This window comes from Burkholderia sp. 10_S31 (assembly GCF_056930375.1).
The window spans coordinates 1,145,760-1,164,508 of record NZ_JBXOWK010000003.1 but is presented as its reverse complement, the minus strand read 5'-3'; the positions used below and the strand labels follow the sequence as shown (position 1 = coordinate 1,164,508).

The window sequence follows — 18,749 nt, the reverse complement described above, 5'->3', positions numbered from 1 at the left end:
CGCGCCCGTGCTTTTTACCCAAGTGGACTCATCATTTGACTCAAACGGACATACCACTAGCCGCGCCACTTTCCTCCAGCTCCTCCACGTGGTAGCGTTCATTCATAGAACAACTATGCGAAATGCGTCAGCAAGCGCGTAATTCGTCCGACGAGACGGAGCGAAGATTCGGAGACAGGCATGACTAGAAGTACGTTCCCCACGGTTATGAGCGCCACCACGGCGCAGATAGATTCACCTTCCCGACTAAGCTATTGGGACCGGTATAGCGCCGAGAAGCTTGTCGGCTTGCGCACGTCTTCGGCTCTCCCCGCCGATTTCACTGCGCGCCTCGCCGGTTGCGCCTTGGAGGAGCTAAAGGTCTTCGAAATCGAAGGTAGCGTCCATTGTGTTGAAAGGAACCAGAGCTTCGTTGAGGAGTTCCCGAAGAGCTCCATCTTCTCGTGCCAGCTCGTAAGCGGCAGTGCCTATTTCGTGCAGGGTGGAAAGGTGACGCAACTGACTGCTGGCGAAACGATCATTTACGACACGCGAAAGCCGTATACTTACGGATTTCCCACACCAATGCGCCAATTTCTCGTTGACTTACCTATAGATCTGGCGGAAAAGAGTTGGGGCGTTGATATCGACCGCTTGCCGTACAAGATCACCCCTAAAAAGCGGATCGATGAAGCCTTACACGGCGAGCTTTTCAGAAATCTATCTGACTTGCTCAGAACCCCTCCCACTGACTCGCTCTCCTCATTTGCCGAGAAAACAAACTTCCTATTAAAATCAATTATTAATTCACAGACAAAGCCAGAGCACAATTTACATCCATCTATATTTTATCTTATTGAAGCGAAGCGATTTATAATCGATAACTTGTTCGATCCTGACCTAAACTGCTCGCAAGTCGCCCAACGCGTCGGTGTTTCCACGCGGCATCTGAATCGCTTGTTTTGCGCTGATGGCTGCTCGGCTGCCGAATATCTTTGGGAAAAGCGCGCCGAGAAGGCGCGGCGATATCTCATAGACCCCTTGATGGCGCATCTGTCGATTTCCGAAATTGCGTTCCGATGCGGGTACTCCAGCTCTGCGCATTTCAGCAGGGCGATTGCAGAGCGCTATGGCGCGCCGCCGACAGCAATCAGACGAGAGCTGCTGCGCCGTTAGCAGCTACGGACCCACCAGGGACATTTGTGCGCCGAGCGATCTTCCTTGCGTCCACTCGGCGTTGGACTTAAGCGGAAACTCAACCTAAGCGGGCTAGCGCATTGCCTGCCGGTCGTCGATCTTGAAGACGGACACGGCCTCAGCTAGCCTGATCGACTGTTCCTCCAGCAAGTGTGCTGCGGCAGAAGCTTCCTCGACCAGTGCAGCGTTGCGCTGCGTAACTTCATCCATCCGGACGATGGTCTGATTTACCTGCTCGATACCGAGGCTTTGGTCCTGAGAAGCTGTCCTGATTTCTCGGACAATCGCTGAGATCTGCGTAATTGCCTGCTTGAGATTGTCCATCGCGCCCCCAACTTCACCTGCCTGGGTCTCGCCATCTTGGATCACGAATAGTGACGTTGTTATCAACTGCTTGACCTCCTTCGCAGCTGCAGCCGAACGTTGCGCCAAACTGCGTACCTCACCTGCTACCACAGCAAAACCGCGGCCGTGCTCTCCAGCGCGCGCAGATTCCACCGCGGCGTTCAGAGCCAGGATGTTCGTCTGGAATGCAATTTCCTCAATCATTCCAGTGATTTCTGTTATTTTCTGAGAACCACTGCTGATCTTCTTGATCGTGGTAACCATTTCTCTCATTGAGACGTGGCTAGCGTCTGCCAGTTCAACTGCGTGGCCCGTCAAAACATCTGCGTTTAGTGCATTCTCCGCATTTTGTTTCACTTTCTCCGTCAACTGAGTCATGGTTGACGCGGCTTCCTCTAACGAAGTGGCCTGCTCCTCTGTTCTCGTCGCCAAATTCTCGTTCCCAGTTGCCAGTTTCAGCGCCGCACTTTTTACTGCCATGGCGGCCAATCTGACATCGCGGAGTGCGTCACCGACGCATTTCATTAGTGCGTTATATGCATGTGCAGTGCGCCCTATCTCGTCATTTCTGGATGACTCCGCTCGCTTGCTCAAATCCAGCGAATGGCTGGCGTCAAGCAACGTTCCCTGAATTCCTTTGAGACTTTTCGCCAGCGATCGCATTTGCCGCCAAACCACGAACGCCAACGACGCGCCGGCCGCAACCAGCGCGCCCGACAGCAACGCACGCATTTTCCGATAGCTGGATGCAGCCTCCAGATGTGCCGCTTCCGCCTCGGAATTGAACAGGGCATTCAATTTCGCCATGTCTGCGCCAGCGGCAATACCATACGAGCGCGATTTTCCCGTCATCACATTCATCGATGCCGCTACATCGCCACTTTTGGCAAGTTGCACTGACTCGATGAGACCTGGCAAGGCCCCCTCCATATCGCGGACCAGATCTGCCGCAATCGTCTCCGTGCCAGCCGGCTTTGTGCTATTTTTGAATAGTTCCATGTCTTTCTCTAGCACTGGAAGAAGGCGATCGATTACAGCGAACTGAGATTGCCGTGCACTCGGATCGGTCAATCGATCTGCCTCATACACTTGCAATGCAACGATGAGCATGGTCCGATAGGCCTCGGAAAAATACTGCGCGGGCAACGTCACCTCTCGATACACCCGTTCGGCTCGCTTGTTCTCAAGGGAAAATCCGTTCAGGGCCAGTGTAACGAGCCCGACGCTGAGCATCCCGACTGCCGCAAAAATAAGTGTTAGTCGCGTTCCAATATTAGACATCGCAGCGCATCCGGAAAGGTATCGTAGGAAAAAGCTGGCGAATACAAGGGCTACTTGGACTACGGGAAGCATGGGCTTGTGCTGAGCCACACGCCACTTTCCAAACCGGGAACTATCCGGAGCAAGGCGATTTGGTCGACCGACAGTGAAGAGGCGGCGCTCTGTATGGCGAGACATTCTGTTCAAGAGTCAATAGCGCCCTCTCTTCTGTGGTCGCAAGTTCACGAGACGCGAAGGCCGCGATCACGGGATTTCCACTTTCCCGGAGCGACAGGAGGTGCCCTGTATATTTTGGTTTCGTTTAGACAGGGCACCCACGGCTTAGAGATCCAATACCAGAACACGGGATCTGGATCGCGAGCAACATGGAAGGAACTGATCGTTTGCTTGCCTTTCGTCCGGCGTTAGATAGGAATCCCGGTGATCTGGTGTACCGTCAATAACGCGAGTGAGGCATGTTCCGCAAACCCCTTGTTCGCACGAACTCAGTAGCTTCACTCCGTGCGCTAACAGGGCTTCCATCACCGTGCAGTCCGGAGCTACTTCAATCACTGCCCCCGTGCTTGCGATTTTTATCTGAAAGCTGGTGTCGGACGCTTTCTTTTCAACTGTGGCGCCAAAGAACTCGTAATGAAGTCGCTCCTCCGGCCACTCCTGCTCTTTCGCGATGCGCAGTACGGCGTCCATCAAACCCTGCGGACCACAAACGTAAAGATGAGCACCAACCGGTGCGTTTGAAAGAGTCGACTCAAGATCAATCCGCTCTTCTTCATCGTGATACATCTTGACTAAGGACGAAAACGCGGACTGAGTGATGCGTTCAGAGAAGGCGGTTCGTTCGCGCGAGCGGGTGCAGTAGTGCATCGAAAAACTCTGGTCTATTTTTGCGAGCCACTCGGCCATGCAGAGGATTGGCGTGATGCCAATACCGCCCGCGATAAGAAGATGGTGTGGAGCATCCTCGCTCAGCGGAAAATGATTATGCGGAGCGCTGATCTGGATTGCATCGCCCTCCTGCACCTGATCATGGATGGACTTTGAGCCTCCGCGTCCTGCGTCGTTACGGAGAACCGCAATCAGGTATCTGTGAGTCTCGGATGGGTCATTGCAAAGCGAATACTGACGCACTTGGCCGTTCGGTAGATATACATCGACGTGCGAACCCGCGCTGAATCTCGGGAGATCACCACCTTCCGCTCTGACCAATTCAAAGCTACAGATACCAACAGCTTCGCTAGCCTTTCGAGCGACTCGAACCGTAAAGGTTGCTTCATTCATGACTAAACCTTCTCTGACTCAATCGGTTCCTTGATTGCTTTCAAGGTCAGCTCCTCTTGCAGGAGCTGATCAACAACACGGCGGGAAAGCACGCCGCCGGTATCGATATTCAGCTTCAGCAAGGGGCGGTTCGGCCACGCTTCGAGATTACGTTGCTGGCGCTCGAGCATCTCCAAGTCCTCGCTGAAGATTCTTCCCTGACCCTCGCGGATCGTCTTCGTCAGTTCGGCATCTTCAGGCTTGAAGTTCCGCGCCATGCCCCAGAAGTACCAGATTGAGTTCTCTGTTTCCGGTGTTATGAAGTCAACGACGATTGCCGCAGCTTTTTTGTCAACTGGTGCGTCATAGCCACCGTTTCCGACGTGCGCGACCCCGACGTCAATCATGACGTGGCTGGGTGGGGTGAATCGACAAATCTGCCATCTGTCCACCTGAACGTCATCAGCAAGGCCATTTCCACGGAGCGCGAGACGCCAGAACGGTGGCGCGGTCACGTTCTCCATGAAGCGGCTGGTAATGACGGTATCTCCGCTAGACGTGGTCTTAGGCGGCGCGTCGTCAATTTCCTTTTGTCCAATGCTGTTGGCGTGCACGTAGGTTTCGTGCGTCAGATCCATCAAGTTGTCGATCATCAAGCGATAGTCGCACTTGATGTGGTACAACCCACCACCGTACGCCCACGACGGATCCATGGCCCAATGCAACTTGTGAAGCTTTTCCGGGTCTGCCTGTTCCGGGTCGCCCGGCCAGACCCAGATAAACCCGTATCGATCGATAACAGGAAAGTTACGGATCTTTGGGAATCCACTCACGCGCTGACAAGGCATCGCTTCCGTTTTGCCTTCGCATCCCATTTTCAGTCCGTGATAACCGCAAACGAGCGAGTCTCCTTGAACGAAGCCCAAAGACAATGGCGCACCACGGTGAGGACAGAAGTCTTCAAGCGCGACCACTCCTTTGGTCTCGGTGCGATAGAAGACCATTGATTGACCGCAGATTTTGCGCCCGAGCGGCTTTTCCACGATTTCGTCAGGTGTACAGGCGACATACCAAGCGTTCTGTAAGAACATGTCTCGCTCCTTTTTTCGCATTAGTTGGTTGATTTCGAGTCTAGCTTCGCGGCACACGAAGCTTTTGACTGGAACGGACAAGACTGAGCGCCGGCAATGCGCGACACGTTGCACGGGCAAGCGCAGATTTGTGACGCCACTCTGGAGGGCGTGGATTGCCATGGGAGTTACAGTCAAATCTGGTGTATGCGGGTCTCGGCATAATCAGGCGGCCAGCGGTTGCTGAGCCGGTGTGCTGTCGGTCACCGGTTCTCCATCCTTGAACGTCATTCCGTCAAGCATCGAAGTGAGCTTTTCCGGGGCACGGATGCGCCGCCAGGACTCTTCGGCCGACTCGATCAGCTTGAATGCCAGGCCGAGGAACGTCGCGCGCGAGACACAGTTGCGCGTGCGCTTCGTGCGATGGCGCACCGTCGCGAAGGTCGATTCAATCGGGTTCGTAACCGGCATGATATAGCCGGTGCCTCGCATTCCCGCGCCGAGCGGTTTGAGCGTATGGTGTAGCCATCCGGGACATGGGGGTAAGCGGCTCGGCAACCCGTCTTGAGTTTGACCGAGGCGCTTGGGAGTATCGTGTCCACCTAACGAATAAGCGGACACGTGAACACTCTCGAATCGGAATCACTCCCGGAGCGTCGTCGTCGGCAACGCTACAGCGAGGAGTTCAAGGCGCAGGTGGTTGCGGCCTGCCAGGGAATCGGCGTATCGGTTGCCGCAGTCGCGCTGGAACACAGGCTCAACGCGAATCTGCTGCGGCGCTGGATCGATCAGGCGGAAGGTCGACTTCCCAAGAAGCCGTTGGGCCGACCACCGGCCACGCCACCGTCACTGCCAGCCTTTGTGCCGTTCGCATTGGGAACGCCGAGTCCGCATTCGCCAGAGATCCGCATCGAGGTGCGCCGGGGAGATCAGTCGATCACGGTGAGTTGGCCGGTGTCCGAGGCAACCCAGTGCGCCGCCTGGCTGCGTGAGTGGCTGCGGTGATCCGTGTCGACGAGATCTGGCTGGCGGTCGATCCACTGGACATGCGCGCCGGTTTCGATACGGCCTTGGCGCGTGTGGTCAAGGTGTTCGGCGCCGCGCACCCACACCATGCCTATCTGTTCGCCAATCGGCGCGCCAACCGCATGAAGGTCCTGATTCACGACGGGCTCGGCATCTGGCTGGCCGCGCGACGCCTGAACCAGGGGCAGTTCGCCTGGCCGCACCTCGGCAGCGAACCCAAGCAGCGTGCCTTGACGCACGAACAGCTGGCCGGCCTGGTACTGGGCTTGCCGTGGCAGCGCATCGGCGAGGACGGCGTGATCCGTGTCGTCTAAGTCCCGCGGGACGTAAACAGTTGCGCTTCCGCCGTCTGCGGGGTTCTGGCAGACTGGCCCGCATGAACTTGCCTGCCGACCTCGACGCACTCAGCCCGGAACAGTTGCGCGCCCTGACAGCGCAACTGATAGCCGAGGTCGAGGCGAAGGACCAGACGATCAAGGAGAAGGAGCGGGAAGCCAGTGAGCGAGACCAAGAGCTACGCTACCGGCAGACCCGTATCGATCAACTCACCCACGAGGTCTCGGTCCTCAAGCGCCAGCAGTTCGGCCGGCGCAGCGAACAGCTCAACAGTGAGCAGATGAACCTGCTCGACGAGGCAATCGATGGCGACCTGGTTGCCATTGAGATGGAACTCGAACAGCTTGAGCCAACACGAGTTGTTCGGCAGCGCGAGCAGCCGAAACGCGCACCGCTGCCGCCGCAACTGCCGCGCACCGACATCCATCACGAACCGGATAGCACGACGTGCCAGTGCGGTTGCGAACGCATACGCATCGGCGAGGACGTGAGCGAGAAGCTAGACTACACGCCGGGCGTGTTCACGGTGGAGCGGCATATCCGCGGCAAGTGGGTGTGCAAGGCATGCGAGACGCTGATCCATGCGCCGGTTCCGCCGCATGTGATCGACAAGGGCGTGCCCACCGCCGGGTTGCTCGCGCAAGTGCTGGTCGCCAAGTACGGCGACCACTTGCCCCTGTATCGCCAGGAACAGATCTTTGGTCGTGCGGGACTGGCCATTCCGAGATCCACGCTTGGTGCCTGGGTGGGCCGGTGCGGCGTGCAGTTGCAGCCGCTGGTCGATGCACTCCGCCGGCCATCCTGCAACAGGGCGTGCTGCACGCGGACGAGACGCCCGTACAGATGCTCAGCCCCGGCAAGGGCAAGACGCACCGGGCGTACCTGTGGGCGTATACGCCGACTCAGTTCAGCGAACTGCGCGCAGTGGTCTACGACTTCGCCGAAAGCCGCGCCGGTGAGCACGCTCGCACGTTCCTGAAGGGCTGGCACGGCAAACTGGTGTGCGATGACTACAGCGGGTACAAGACCTCGTTCCGGCACGGCATCACCGAGATCGGATGCGCGGCCCATGCCCGACGCAAGTTCTTTGAGCTGCATGCCAACCACAGCAGCCAGATTGCCGGGCAGGCCCTGCTGTTCTTTACCGCGCTCTACGACATCGAACGCGAGGCTGCGGCAATGAATGCCGACGAACGGCAGCAGCTTCGCCAGCGCCGGGCCAAACCGGTGTGCGATGCGCTCCACGAATGGCTGGTGGCGCAGCGCAAACCCTTTACGGAGGGCTCGGCGATTGTGAAGGCGAAGGCGCTGGACTACAGCCTGAAACGTTGGGAAGCACTCACGCGCTATCTCGATGACGGGAACGTGCCGATCGACAACAACTGGGTTCATGCCGCTAGCGGCATGAACCCAGTTATGCCGACTCCCCGATTATGCCGCGTCGTACATGCGCGTGACGGTGGGCATGGCCTTTCATGAACGCTGTGTCGGCATAAACGTATGGTTTCTCAGGCTGGCTATCGCGCTGGCCAGGAGAAATCATACGAATGCGAAACGCTCAGTCAGCGAATCTGGCGGGCTGCCGGCCCATCACATCGATGCGTTTCTTGATCGTCTACGGACGGCACACTATTCCGAGGTATCGCTTCGCAAGAAACGAAGAGTCCTGTGTGCGCTCTCTGGGTGGATGAAGAACAGGCACATCGACCTGATTGATCTCGACGAGTCTGTCACGGCTCGTTTTATGAAGCGCATGATTGACGCATCACGAGACCGCGTCCAGCGTGCGCTACCCACATTACGGCAGTTTCTCGCCTATCTGCGTGCCGAAGCCATTGTGTGCCCGCCGACGTCGGGCCGCCAGTCCGCGATCGCGCACATCTATGGTCGATACCTGGACTATCTGAGGCAGGATCGCGGACTCGCGAAGAACTCTCTGCTCGTCTATGGCCCGTTCATTCGCGAGTTTCTCGACAGCCACTCGGCCGGCGACGGAAGTTTATTGCCAGATGCATTTGACGCGGTAACGATCCGGAATCATCTTCTTGCCCGCAGCAAAGGCCGATCGGCAGAGTACACGCGGCTAATGGCAGTTGCGCTTCGCTCGTTCTGCCATTTCCTCTTTTTGCGCGGTGATACGGCCCGAGACCTGTATGAGTCAGTGCCTTCGGTTCGTAAGTGGCGACAATCAACTGTGCCAACGTTCCTCACGCCTGAGCAGCAAGAAGCTCTCACTGCATCTGCAGACCGGTCGACTCCGACTGGGCGCCGTGACTACGCAATCCTGCTGTTGTTGGCGCGGCTCGGTCTACGTGCCGGAGAAATCGTTGCCATCGAACTCGACGACATTCACTGGCGTTCGGGGGAACTCGTCGTTCATGGCAAGGGCAAATGGTCGAGCACGTATCCAAAAATGCACTCACGCCTTCCATCTGATCGGGCAGTCGAACAATTCGACGAGACATTCGGCGCTCGCACCGGCCCACTACACGAGTCCCGGCATCACGCACGCGTGCCCCCCGTCGACGGGCAAACAGACACCAGTTATGAAGTTTGCTTCGTCAGAGGCCAAAAAAACCGCGGCGCTCGCGATGTCCCAAGGTGAGCCGGGCCGTTTCATTGGAACCGCACGGCTGCGTGCCGCCACCATTTCCTCGACCGACGAGTACTGAGCGGAGATCTGCTTGTAGACGAGCGGCGTGTCAATCACGCCTGGCATGATTGCGTTGGCACGAATACCCTTGTCGGCATACTGCAACGCGATGGCAACGGTAGCTTGATTGACTGCCGCTTTAGATGCGTAATAAGCAAAGTACGAGTACCCGCTCCAGCGGATCGCCGCTAGCGACGAGACGTTGACGATGGCGCCGCTCCCTTGCGCCAGAAAGTGCGGCAGCACCGCCCGCACGGTTCGGTGTACCGAACCGACGTTGATGTCCATGGTGCGCTGGAAAGCGGCGTCATCCAGCTCTAGCGGGCCGCCCGGAGATGCAACGCCAACGTTGTTATGCAGGATATCCAGCCGTCCGAAGCGTTCGATGCCGACCTGAACCGCGCGATTTACCTGTTCCGTCTGCGTGACATCCGCAACCACGGCGATTGCCTGATAGCCTTCGGCGCGGATTACCTGCGCAGCTTCCTCCGCCGCTTCGGCTATTCGGTCCACACAGATCACAGCCGCGCCCTCGCGACCAAAGGCGACAGCCGTTGCTTTACCGTTGCTCCATTCGCCGGGCGGCCCACCTGCCCCGAACACGATGGCAACCTTGTCCTTGAGACGATCAACCAAGATTAAACTCCTGAAAATCTCGCTGCAGCATCGACGAAGCGATGTAGTAGTGCGCTCTACGCTTCGAGCATGCCCGCTACCACGAACCCGCCGTCGACGGCGAGCGTTTGACCCGTCACGTATGCCGCATCGTCGGTGGCAAAGAAAGCAACCGCGGCAGCGACCTCGTCCGGCATACCGTATCGCTTCATCGGAACCTGGCGCAGATATGCCTCGCGTGCTGCCTGAGAGTGATTGCGCGCAAGCGCCGTTTCAATTGGGCCAGGCGCGACAGCGTTCACAGTAATGCCGTGGATGGCGAGTTCGACGGCCATTTGCCGGGTCAGTGCGATCAGCGCTGCCTTGGACGTGCCGTAGCCTGCCCGCCCGGCGCCCGCGCGTATTCCGCTGATCGAGGCGATGTTGATTATTCGCCCCCAGCCACGCACTTTCATTCGCGTCACGGCATGCTGAGCCAGCGCAAGGGGACCGGTCACGTTGATCTCGAAGGTGCGACGCCATGCGTCCACCGGCAACTGTTCGAAAGGCGTCAGGCTAGCGACACCCGCGTTGTTCACGAGGGCATCGCAACACCCAAATTGCTCGTCGAGCTTCGCAAAAAACTCGGCGATCGCCTCAATATTGCCGACGTCAAGCGACATGGCGGTAGCGGCATTTCCTTCTTCCGCTATACCGGTAGCGACGGCCTGCGCCGCTTCCACGCTCAAGTCGGTAACGACCACATGCATTCCCAAGCGAGCCAGGCGCCGTGCGATCGCACCGCCGATCCCGCCGGCCGCGCCCGTGACGACTGCGATGCGCTCGGCAGTCTGAAGGCTAACGTTCATTTAGATCGTCACTCCTTGCATTCGCAACCTCGATGGGCTCGACCAACAGTTCGAACGTCACGAGAACGGGATTCTCGCCTCGCTTGAGACATCCCTCGCTGAGGCCACCAAGGTGATCGACTAGCGATACGTGGACGTTAGCGGCGAGTTCGCCTTCGTTCGTCATGGCGACAACGCCGTCGCGAACGAAGACTTCCGTCACAAAGGGAACGACCTCCCGGTCGTCGTCGAACGTAGCGCCGATGAGGCTCCCCACTCCGCCATGCACCCAAGCGCGCGAGACTGCACGCTCCCTGCATTCGGCTTCGAGCGCACTGCAAAAGTCTTCGTTCGGACGGATAGACATCGCAAACGGGCTGTTCCTCTGCGGGGTGAATGCAGGCTGCGCAACAGGCTCGAGCAATGAGAAGCCGGTTTCCTCACTTGGAACGACCTCAAAAGACGCCCCGTCGAGAAGCCATATCGTTGCGTCGATCGGCTCGGAGATGACGGCGTCGTTCGGCAATACGTGCCCACCCAACCGCTGGCCGCTGGCGTCATACCAGATGCCATGGCAATGAAGCCAAGGCTGACCATCGCGCTGCCCTAGGGTTACGCTCGCGCGTTCCAGCCGAACGGCCTCGCGCGGCTGATAGCGCTCACTGAAATACACGGCATGCTCGGGCGTTGGAGACAGGGCCGGCATGCAGTAAGCTAACGGATCGAAGCTTCCGCCGCGCAGCCGTGCGACGGCGCTTTTCGCATGGTTGGCTTCCAGCACCGCCGCCAAGGTGGCGAGCAGCGCGTTGCCGGGAGGCAACCTAACGTCAATGCGCCGGATGTCGCAGTCCGCCGTGCAGCGCCGTCCATCAGCAACCGGCCCCGGATGCTCAATGTGGCGCATCGCTCTCCTCCTTGGAGATCACGAGCTCGACAGGAACGCCTCGCCGCGCTAGCTCATCCTTCACCAATCGCTTCGGCACCTTGCCGTAGCCTGATTTCGGCAGGTCGTTCCAGAAGTAGACGCGCTTGGGCACCTTGTAGCGTGCGATGCGCGTGGACATCCACTCGAGCAGTTGCTCCTCAGTCAGCGTCGCCCCCGGCCGAAGCACACACACCGCTACGCCGATTTCACCCCACTGCGCGTCCGGTAGACCCAGCACCGCAACTTCAGCCACATCGCCGTGCGTGAGAATCTTTTCTTCCAGCTCGCGCGGATAGATGTTGGATCCGCCGGAGATGTACATGTCCGAGTGCCGTCCCGTCAGGTAAAGGTATCCGTCGCGATCCATGTACCCCAAATCGCCCGTACGGAACCAACCGTTGCGGAATGCCTTTGCGTTCGCTGCGGGATCGTCGTAATAGCCCACAAAGACGGCCGGGCCGATCGCGCAGATTTCTCCCGTCTCGCCGTAGGGAAGCTCGTTGCCTTCGTCGTCCTGAACCGACACTTGAATCCCCGTGCGTTCGTAGCCGCATGTGCCAGCGCGGGCCGGGGCAGTGCCGCCATGATCTTGCGGCGGCAAGACACTGATGTTGCCCGTCACCTCTCCCAATCCGTAATACTGCGCGAGCACCGGCCCGAGCTTTTCGAGGGCGAGCTTTTTATCGACCTCGTACATCGGCGCACCCGCGTAGATGACATAGCGCAGGCTCGAGTGGTCGTAGGTATCGACGCTTGGATGCTCCACCAACATTTTTAGAATGGTCGGCACCGTAAACATGCTGCTGAGGCGGTACTGCTCGATCAATTGGAACGCCTGCTCCGCTGAGAACTTTTCCGACGGGAGCAGGACTGTCTTTGCGCCTCGCGAAGCAATAATCAACTGGTGGACACCCGCGCCATGCGAAAGCGGCGCCACCACCAACCCGCCATCGTGACAATCCGTTCCCGGCATCATGTCAGCAAGATGGTTGTTGACCACAAACGCCATCTGACCGTGCGTGAGGACCGCGGCTTTCGGTTTGCCCGTCGTGCCGGACGTGAAAAGGAACCAGCAAGGGGTATCGCGATCCACGGCGGCATTCGGGACAGTACACCCGACCCGAGCTGCTATGAGCTCGGAAGCCCGAGGCCTTTCATCCGGAGCGGGTTCGGCACCGGTCATCCAGATCACCTCTGTATCGGGTCGCGCGGCACAAACAGCGGCAGCATAGTCGGGGAAGTCGCTTTGGCACAGGAACACCCGGCTTCTCGATTTGGTCGCTATGTAGATCACCTCATCAGGCATGAGACGAAAGTTCGTCGGAACCCATGTCGCACCGATCCTAAAGGTGGCGAACATCGACTCGAACATCTCGTTGCTGTTTTTCGAATGAACGAGGACGGTGCTTCCTGGTCCCACACCTTGGTCCGCGAGCGCAGCCGCGAAGGCGCTCACGCGCGCATCGAATTCGGCCCACGTCCAAGACTTCTCACCCCACACAAGAGCCACATGGTCGGCCAGCCTGCGCGCATTGTGGGTCGGCCAGTAAGCCAGGTTCATCACGCGCGTGGATGTCGGCGTTTGGAAAACTTGGTTCATCGCGCCCGCTCCAAAATCGACACATAGTTTGCGACGGCGGCGCCGCCCATGTTGAAAACGCCGGCAAGGTTTGCATCTTTCAATTGCATGTCTCCCGCTTCGCCGACAAGCTGCATCGCAGCCATAACGTGCTGTGAAACGCCAGTGGCGCCTAGCGGATGCCCCCGCGCCTTCAGGCCGCCCGAGACATTGACCGGAAGCTGTCCGTCCTTTCTGGTCATGCCTTCTCTGATAACCGTCCATCCCTGTCCGGCGGCCGCCAAGCCCATCGCCTCGTATTCGATCATTTCGGCAGTGGTGAAGCAGTCATGCGTCTCAACTAGGCTCAAATCGCGAAGCGTCGCGCCTGCCGCCTTCAACGCCTTCTGCCACGCGTGCCGCGCTCCTTCGAATGCCGTCGGATCGCGGCGCGACAGCGGCAGAAAGTCGTTCACTTGAGTCCGCGCTCGGAAGCGGATCGCCCTCCGCAACGTGGCAGCCGTCTCTTCGTCCGCGAGCACGACCGCGGCGGCGCCGTCCGACACCATCGAACAGTCGGTGCGACGCAGCGGCCCTGCCACACGCGGGTTGCGATCGGACACTTCGTTGCAGAAATCGAACCCCAGGTCCTTGCGCACGTGCGCGTAGGGATTCGCCAGCGCGTTCGCGTGGTTCTTCGCGGCGATCATCGCCAACTCTTCGCTGTGGTTCCCGTATTTGTCGAAATAAGCCTGCGTGATTCGACCGAAGATTCCAGCGAACCCTTCCGGATTCTCTTCTTCCTTGCGATAACAACCGCTCAGCAGAATTCCCGGGATCTCACGCGACGACACCGCCGTCATTTTTTCAGCGCCGATGACCAGTGCGATCCGCCCGCGACCGCTTTCGATAAAGTCCGCAGCGGTATAAATCGCGGCCGTTCCGGTTGCGCACGCGTTCTCCACATGCACCGCCGGCGTGAAACGCAAAGCGGGATTACCCAGCGAAACAAGACCGCCTTCGAATCCCTGCGGCGTCAATCCATTGTTGAACACACCGACCGTAACGACATCGACGTCCGATGCCGCGATGTGCGCGTGGTCCAATGCAGCGGCGGACACTCGGGTGATGAGCGACTCGACGTCCGGGTCATCGAGTTTGCCGAATTCCGTGTGGCCCCAGCCAACAATGACGGCTCGTTTAGACATGAGTTCTTTCTCCTGATGGATGAGTCAGCGATTGAGCAATTTCCGATGAGCGCTTGGCCGGCGCCCCGCGCTTCGCATCACTGGAAGCGGGCTCGAAACGTTGCATGCGCGCCTGCAGGCGATCCTCTTCCGCGAGGAGGATTGCCGCCAGTTCTTGAATATGAGTCTCGGTAAAGCGGCTCTCCACACCGGCAATCGCAAGCGCGGCTGATGCGCCGCTGAGCGGGTCCCGTATGGCGACACCGATGGCATAGGAGCCTTTCACGATGAGCCCGGGATTGATCGAGTAACCGCGCTCACGTGTTTCCTGCGCTTGCCGCTTCAGAAGCTCTGGCGAAAGAGCCGGGTAGTGCGCGGCATACCGCTCGGCGTTGAAGGCCAACACATGTTCGACTTCGGCATCCGGCATGATCGAAAGGAGCGCCAAACCTCCGGCGCCCACACCAAGGGGATGACGATCGCCGGGCTTCAATACATGAGAGCGCAGCGGATACGTCCCCTCTTCCCTTCCGAGGCAGACTGTCTCGTACCCGCGTCGAACGCTAAGCAATGCGGCATCGCCACTGCGCGCCGCGATGCTGACGAGGCTTTCGGCAGCCAGACGATGAATGCTGAAACGTTCTGAAGCGAGCATTCCCAAGGCGTATGTCTCAGCGCCGGCGTAATAGCGTCGATCTTCTTCGTTCTGTTCCACCAGCCCGTTATCGATCAAGGCGAGCAGCAGCCGCCGTGTGGTCGGCTTGGTGAGCCCCGTCCTCTTAACGAGCTCCGAGAGCCCAATACCATCGGCTCGCGAGCCCGCGACGAGTTGCAGCACGTGCATGGCGCGGTCCAACGTCTGGCTGGCGGCGACGCCTGCGATCCGCCCTTCATCCTTTTGATTAGCCGACACCGATTTGTCTCCATGGTCCAATATACGGACCTTATTTCATGGTGAAAACCTTGATTTGACAGCGCCAGTTTAGGTGCTAAAAAGTAGATACACAAATCAGTAGAGATACTCGGTCCGTATATCGGACCACTTTTTAAAAGATTGGTCCGACATATGGACCCAAGGAGACAACTGCATGACCCGATTCGATCGCCGCAGTTTCATGAAAACGGTCGCCATTGCATCGACCGCGGCAGTCACAGGCCTGTACCGCTTGCCGTCGTATGCTGCTGAATTCACGCTCAAGTACGCGAACAACCTGCCGACGACGCATCCGTTGAATGTGCGTGCGCAGGAAATGGCAAAAAAGATCGCCGAGCAGTCGAAAGGTCGTATCGATTTGCAGATCTACCCGAACAACCAGCTCGGATCGGACAGCGATATGCTCGCGCAGCTCCGCTCGGGCGCGATCGACTATTTCACCCTATCGCCGCTCATTCTCGGCACGCTAGTGCCGGCCGCGCAGGTCAGTGGGATCGGGTTCGCCTTCAAGAATTACGACGAGGTGTGGGCCGCCATGGACGGCGCCTTAGGCGAACACGTGCGTGCGGAAATCGCCAAGACCAGCGTATTCGCGTTTGAAAAGATTTTCGACAACGGCTATCGGCAGACCACGTCCAGCACACACCCCATCGCCAAACCTGAGGACTTCAAAGGCTTCAAAATCCGGGTGCCGAACAGCCCACTATGGACATCCATGTTCAGAGCGTTCGGCGCGTCGCCGACCACGATCAACTGGTCCGAGGCGTACTCGGCGCTGCAGACTCATATCGTCGATGGGCAAGAGAACCCTCTCGCAATTATCGCGACCGCGAAGATTTACGAAGTGCAGAAGTATTGCTCGATGACCAACCACATGTGGGACGGCTTCTGGCTCCTCGCCAACAAGGCATCGTTTGAAAAGCTACCGAAGGACCTGCGGGAAATCGTGCGAACAAACGTGAACGAAGCCGCAGTCAAGCAGCGCGAGGACGTCCGCAAAGTCAACGATTCCGTGATGGCGGACCTGAAGACGAAGGGCATGCAGTTCAATGACGTCTCGACAGCCGGATTCCGCGACAAGCTTCGCAGTGCAGGCTTCTACGACGATTGGCACAAGAAGTTCGGGCCGGACGCATGGGCTCTACTCGAGAAATACACCGGGAGGCTGGCGTAAATGACTGTCATGATCATTCCTGCAGCGTCCGGACACCCCTTAGCGCGCGCATTCGGCCTCATCAATCGCACCGTGATGCGGCTAACCGAGGCAACGGCGGTGCTCCTTCTAGTCACTGAGACCGCGATCCTCCTCGCAGGTGTCGTTTCGCGATACGTGCTCGACAACCCGTTGTCCTGGTCGGATGAACTCGCGTCCATGCTGTTCATCTGGCTCTCGATGCTGGGTGCGGTCCTCGCGCTCGATCGCGGCGAACACATGCGGCTCTCGGCTGTCGTCAATCGATTGCCGTCCAACTGGCGCGGCTGGTTCGAGACGATGTCGGCCCTCGTCGTTTGCGTGTTCGTCGCGTTCATCATTCTGCCCGCTTGGCAGCACGCGGCCGAGCAAATGCCGATCACGACACCCGCGCTCTCGCTGCCCGACGGCTGGCGCGCCGCCGCCCTCCCAGTCGGCATCGTGCTCATGTTCGTCGCCGCCGTGTCGCGGATGGCGCAGCGTACGACGCTGCGTCAGTTCGTAACGGGCCTCGCCGTGTTGATCGCGATCGGCGGCCTGTTGTGGCTCGGGCGGTCCGCCTTGACCGACATGGGCAACTACAATCTCGTCGTCTTCTTCGTCGTGCTCGTCGGGTTCTGCGTGCTCGGCGGAATTCCGATTGCGTTTGCTTTCGGCACGGCGACGTTCGCCTACCTCGCGCTCACCACGCACGCGCCACTGCTCATCGTCGTGAGCCGGATGGACGAAGGCATGTCGGGTCTCGTCCTGCTCGCCGTGCCGCTGTTCGTGCTGTTGGGCGGGCTGATCGAATTGAGCGGCCTGGCCCGCAGCTTGATCGACTTCATGGCGGCGCTGCTCGGCCACGTGCGCGGCGGTCTGCAATACGTGCTGCTTGGCGCGATGTTCCTCGTATCCGGCATTTCCGGGTCCAAGGCGGCCGACATGGCGGCCGTCGCGCCGGCCTTGTTCCCAGAGATGAAGCGGCACGGCTCGAAGCCTGAGGACTTGGTTGCGCTGCTCGCAGCCACGGGCGCCATGACTGAGACGATCCCGCCAAGCCTCGTGATGATCACCATCGGCGCGGTCTGCAGTGTGTCGATCTCCGCGCTGTTCGTGGGCGGCCTTCTGCCCGCTTGCGTCGCCACGCTCGCCATCGTCGCGGTGTGCTTCGTGCGCACGCGCAAGGAACCGCGGCCCGCGGCACGGCGCGCGTCGCTCGGTGAAATCGCGAGCAAGCTCGTCGTGGCCCTGCCCGCTCTTGCGCTGCCGCTGCTCATTCGTACCGCGGTCATCGAAGGCGTCGCAACCGCGACGGAGGTGTCGACGGTCGGCATCCTCTATACGGTCGTGGTTGGACTTATCTTGAACTTGTTTCGCAAGCAGATCGATTTTCGACGGGTCTATCCGATGCTTGTCGACTCTGCTGCGTTATCCGGCGCCATCTTGCTCATCATCGGTATGGCCACGGCGATGGCCTGGGCGCTGACGCAATCGGGCTTCTCGGCACAGTTGGTCGCGGTCGTGCAGTCGATGCCCGGCGGGGCCACAGGCTTCTTATTTGCTTCGATGGCGGTGTTCATCGTGCTCGGCAGCGTGCTCGAAGGCATCCCCGCGATCGTGCTGTTCGGACCGTTGTTGTTTCCGGTGGCGCGGGCCCTCGGCATCAATGACGTCCATTATGCGATGGTCGTGGTGTTGTCGATGGGTGTCGGTCTCTTTGCGCCGCCGTTGGGCGTCGGCTTCTACACCGCGTGCGCGATCGGAAAAGTGCCGCCCGAGTCGGCGATGAATCGGATCTGGGCTTACATGGCCGCACTCGTCATTGCACTGGTGGTAGTCGTGCTCGTCCCGTGGATATCGGTCGGCTTCATTCAATAACGGCCATGCCTCGCCGAGGAGAATTTTCCGCGATACCCGCAAGATGAAAATAGTTCGACAAGGAGCGTTTAATGGATGTGAAGTCGAAGGTCTTTGACTACATCAAAAAGAAGTATCGCGTGAAACCCGACTACCCTTGGAATCGCTACCCGGCGTATGCCGTCTTCCGGCATCCTGACGATGAAAAGTGGTTTTGCTTGTTGATGAATGTGCCGCGCGCGAAGCTTGGCCTCGCGGGAGACGGAGAGGTCGACGTAATCGACGTGAAGGCGCGGATAGAACTCGTCGGGGCCCTGCGCAAACGCCCCGGCTTCTTGCCGGCCTACCACATGAACAAGGAGCATTGGGTCACCGTTGTTCTCGATGGGTCGGTTCCCGAGCGCGACGTATTGGACGTGATTGACGATAGCTTCGAATTGACGAAGAACGGGTAAAGCCACTCCATCTGCAGCCGCGACGCAAAAGTGGAGCCGGGCCGCTTGCTGACGCAGTGCCGGGCAAGTGGCC

Annotated in this window: 16 protein-coding genes and 2 pseudogenes; 8 read left to right on the top strand and 10 right to left on the bottom strand. The window is 58.9% G+C overall.

From position 1 onward, the window contains the following. Positions 1-180 precede the first annotated feature (180 nt). Positions 181-1,155, top strand: coding sequence for a helix-turn-helix domain-containing protein (locus AC1Z3W_RS25470; RefSeq protein ID WP_483508720.1), 975 nt, complete (start codon positions 181-183; stop codon positions 1,153-1,155). Positions 1,156-1,248: 93 nt separating this feature from the next. Here AC1Z3W_RS25470 and AC1Z3W_RS25465 read toward each other — a convergent pair whose 3' ends face one another. The 4 genes and pseudogenes from AC1Z3W_RS25465 to AC1Z3W_RS25450 form a co-directional block, all read right to left on the bottom strand. Then, on the bottom strand, positions 1,249-2,802 hold the full coding sequence (locus tag AC1Z3W_RS25465; RefSeq protein ID WP_483508719.1) for a methyl-accepting chemotaxis protein: 1,554 nt from the start codon (positions 2,800-2,802) through the stop codon (positions 1,249-1,251). A 321-nt stretch (positions 2,803-3,123) separates the two neighbouring features. After that, positions 3,124-4,080: a PDR/VanB family oxidoreductase gene (locus AC1Z3W_RS25460; RefSeq protein WP_483508718.1), complete on the bottom strand. Its 957-nt coding sequence runs from the start codon at positions 4,078-4,080 to the stop codon at positions 3,124-3,126. A 2-nt stretch (positions 4,081-4,082) separates the two neighbouring features. Next, positions 4,083-5,150: a Rieske 2Fe-2S domain-containing protein gene (locus tag AC1Z3W_RS25455; protein ID WP_483508717.1), complete on the bottom strand. Its 1,068-nt coding sequence runs from the start codon at positions 5,148-5,150 to the stop codon at positions 4,083-4,085. Positions 5,151-5,354: 204 nt separating this feature from the next. Further along, positions 5,355-5,591: pseudogene (locus AC1Z3W_RS25450) on the bottom strand (IS256 family transposase); the annotation flags it as partial. A 159-nt stretch (positions 5,592-5,750) separates the two neighbouring features. On the opposite strand from AC1Z3W_RS25450, the gene tnpA reads away from it, so the two are divergent. The 4 genes and pseudogenes from tnpA to AC1Z3W_RS25430 all read left to right on the top strand — a co-directional run bounded on the left by tnpA (position 5,751) and on the right by AC1Z3W_RS25430 (position 9,096). After that, positions 5,751-6,134 carry an IS66-like element accessory protein TnpA gene (tnpA, locus tag AC1Z3W_RS25445; RefSeq protein WP_483508716.1) on the top strand — a complete coding sequence of 128 codons (384 nt, stop codon included), beginning with the start codon at positions 5,751-5,753 and terminating at the stop codon, positions 6,132-6,134. Further along, entirely contained in the window at positions 6,122-6,469 is a 348-nt protein-coding gene (gene tnpB / locus AC1Z3W_RS25440; protein WP_483508715.1) for an IS66 family insertion sequence element accessory protein TnpB, read from the top strand. Before tnpA ends, tnpB begins: the two co-directional genes overlap by 13 nt. A gap of 62 nt (positions 6,470-6,531) precedes the next feature. Beyond that, positions 6,532-7,880 (top strand): annotated as a pseudogene (tnpC, locus tag AC1Z3W_RS25435) (IS66 family transposase); the annotation flags it as partial. A 58-nt stretch (positions 7,881-7,938) separates the two neighbouring features. Beyond that, the gene (locus AC1Z3W_RS25430) at positions 7,939-9,096 is read left to right on the top strand and encodes a tyrosine-type recombinase/integrase (protein WP_483508714.1); all 1,158 of its coding nucleotides are present in this window, start codon (positions 7,939-7,941) and stop codon (positions 9,094-9,096) included. Here AC1Z3W_RS25430 and AC1Z3W_RS25425 read toward each other — a convergent pair. Genes AC1Z3W_RS25425 through AC1Z3W_RS25400 form a run of 6 tightly spaced genes read right to left on the bottom strand, consistent with a single transcriptional unit; the run spans position 8,977 to position 15,169 of the window. After that, on the bottom strand, positions 8,977-9,780 hold the full coding sequence (locus tag AC1Z3W_RS25425; RefSeq protein ID WP_483508713.1) for an SDR family NAD(P)-dependent oxidoreductase: 804 nt from the start codon (positions 9,778-9,780) through the stop codon (positions 8,977-8,979). The two genes, AC1Z3W_RS25430 and AC1Z3W_RS25425, sit on opposite strands and share 120 nt — an antisense overlap. A gap of 56 nt (positions 9,781-9,836) precedes the next feature. After that, positions 9,837-10,607, bottom strand: coding sequence for an SDR family NAD(P)-dependent oxidoreductase (locus tag AC1Z3W_RS25420; RefSeq protein WP_483508711.1), 771 nt, complete (start codon positions 10,605-10,607; stop codon positions 9,837-9,839). Further along, positions 10,597-11,490, bottom strand: a complete 894-nt coding sequence (locus AC1Z3W_RS25415; protein WP_483508710.1) for a PCC domain-containing protein — start codon at positions 11,488-11,490, stop codon at positions 10,597-10,599. The genes AC1Z3W_RS25420 and AC1Z3W_RS25415 overlap by 11 nt, the downstream gene beginning before the upstream one ends. Continuing rightward, positions 11,477-13,111, bottom strand: a complete 1,635-nt coding sequence (locus AC1Z3W_RS25410; RefSeq protein WP_483508709.1) for an acyl-CoA synthetase — start codon at positions 13,109-13,111, stop codon at positions 11,477-11,479. Before AC1Z3W_RS25410 ends, AC1Z3W_RS25415 begins: the two co-directional genes overlap by 14 nt. Further along, positions 13,108-14,277 carry an acetyl-CoA acetyltransferase gene (locus AC1Z3W_RS25405; RefSeq protein ID WP_483508708.1) on the bottom strand — a complete coding sequence of 390 codons (1,170 nt, stop codon included), beginning with the start codon at positions 14,275-14,277 and terminating at the stop codon, positions 13,108-13,110. The genes AC1Z3W_RS25410 and AC1Z3W_RS25405 overlap by 4 nt, the downstream gene beginning before the upstream one ends. Beyond that, positions 14,270-15,169, bottom strand: a complete 900-nt coding sequence (locus tag AC1Z3W_RS25400) for an IclR family transcriptional regulator (protein WP_483508707.1) — start codon at positions 15,167-15,169, stop codon at positions 14,270-14,272. The genes AC1Z3W_RS25405 and AC1Z3W_RS25400 overlap by 8 nt, the downstream gene beginning before the upstream one ends. Positions 15,170-15,344: 175 nt before the next feature. Between AC1Z3W_RS25400 and AC1Z3W_RS25395 the strand changes: the two genes are divergently transcribed. The 3 genes from AC1Z3W_RS25395 (at position 15,345) to AC1Z3W_RS25385 (ending at position 18,676) form a co-directional block, all read left to right on the top strand. Continuing rightward, positions 15,345-16,364: a TRAP transporter substrate-binding protein gene (locus AC1Z3W_RS25395; RefSeq protein ID WP_483508706.1), complete on the top strand. Its 1,020-nt coding sequence runs from the start codon at positions 15,345-15,347 to the stop codon at positions 16,362-16,364. Further along, on the top strand, positions 16,365-18,242 hold the full coding sequence (locus AC1Z3W_RS25390) for a TRAP transporter large permease (RefSeq protein WP_483508704.1): 1,878 nt from the start codon (positions 16,365-16,367) through the stop codon (positions 18,240-18,242). Between the two features lie 71 nt (positions 18,243-18,313). After that, entirely contained in the window at positions 18,314-18,676 is a 363-nt protein-coding gene (locus AC1Z3W_RS25385; protein WP_483508703.1) for an MmcQ/YjbR family DNA-binding protein, read from the top strand. The last annotated feature ends 73 nt before the right edge of the window (positions 18,677-18,749 follow it).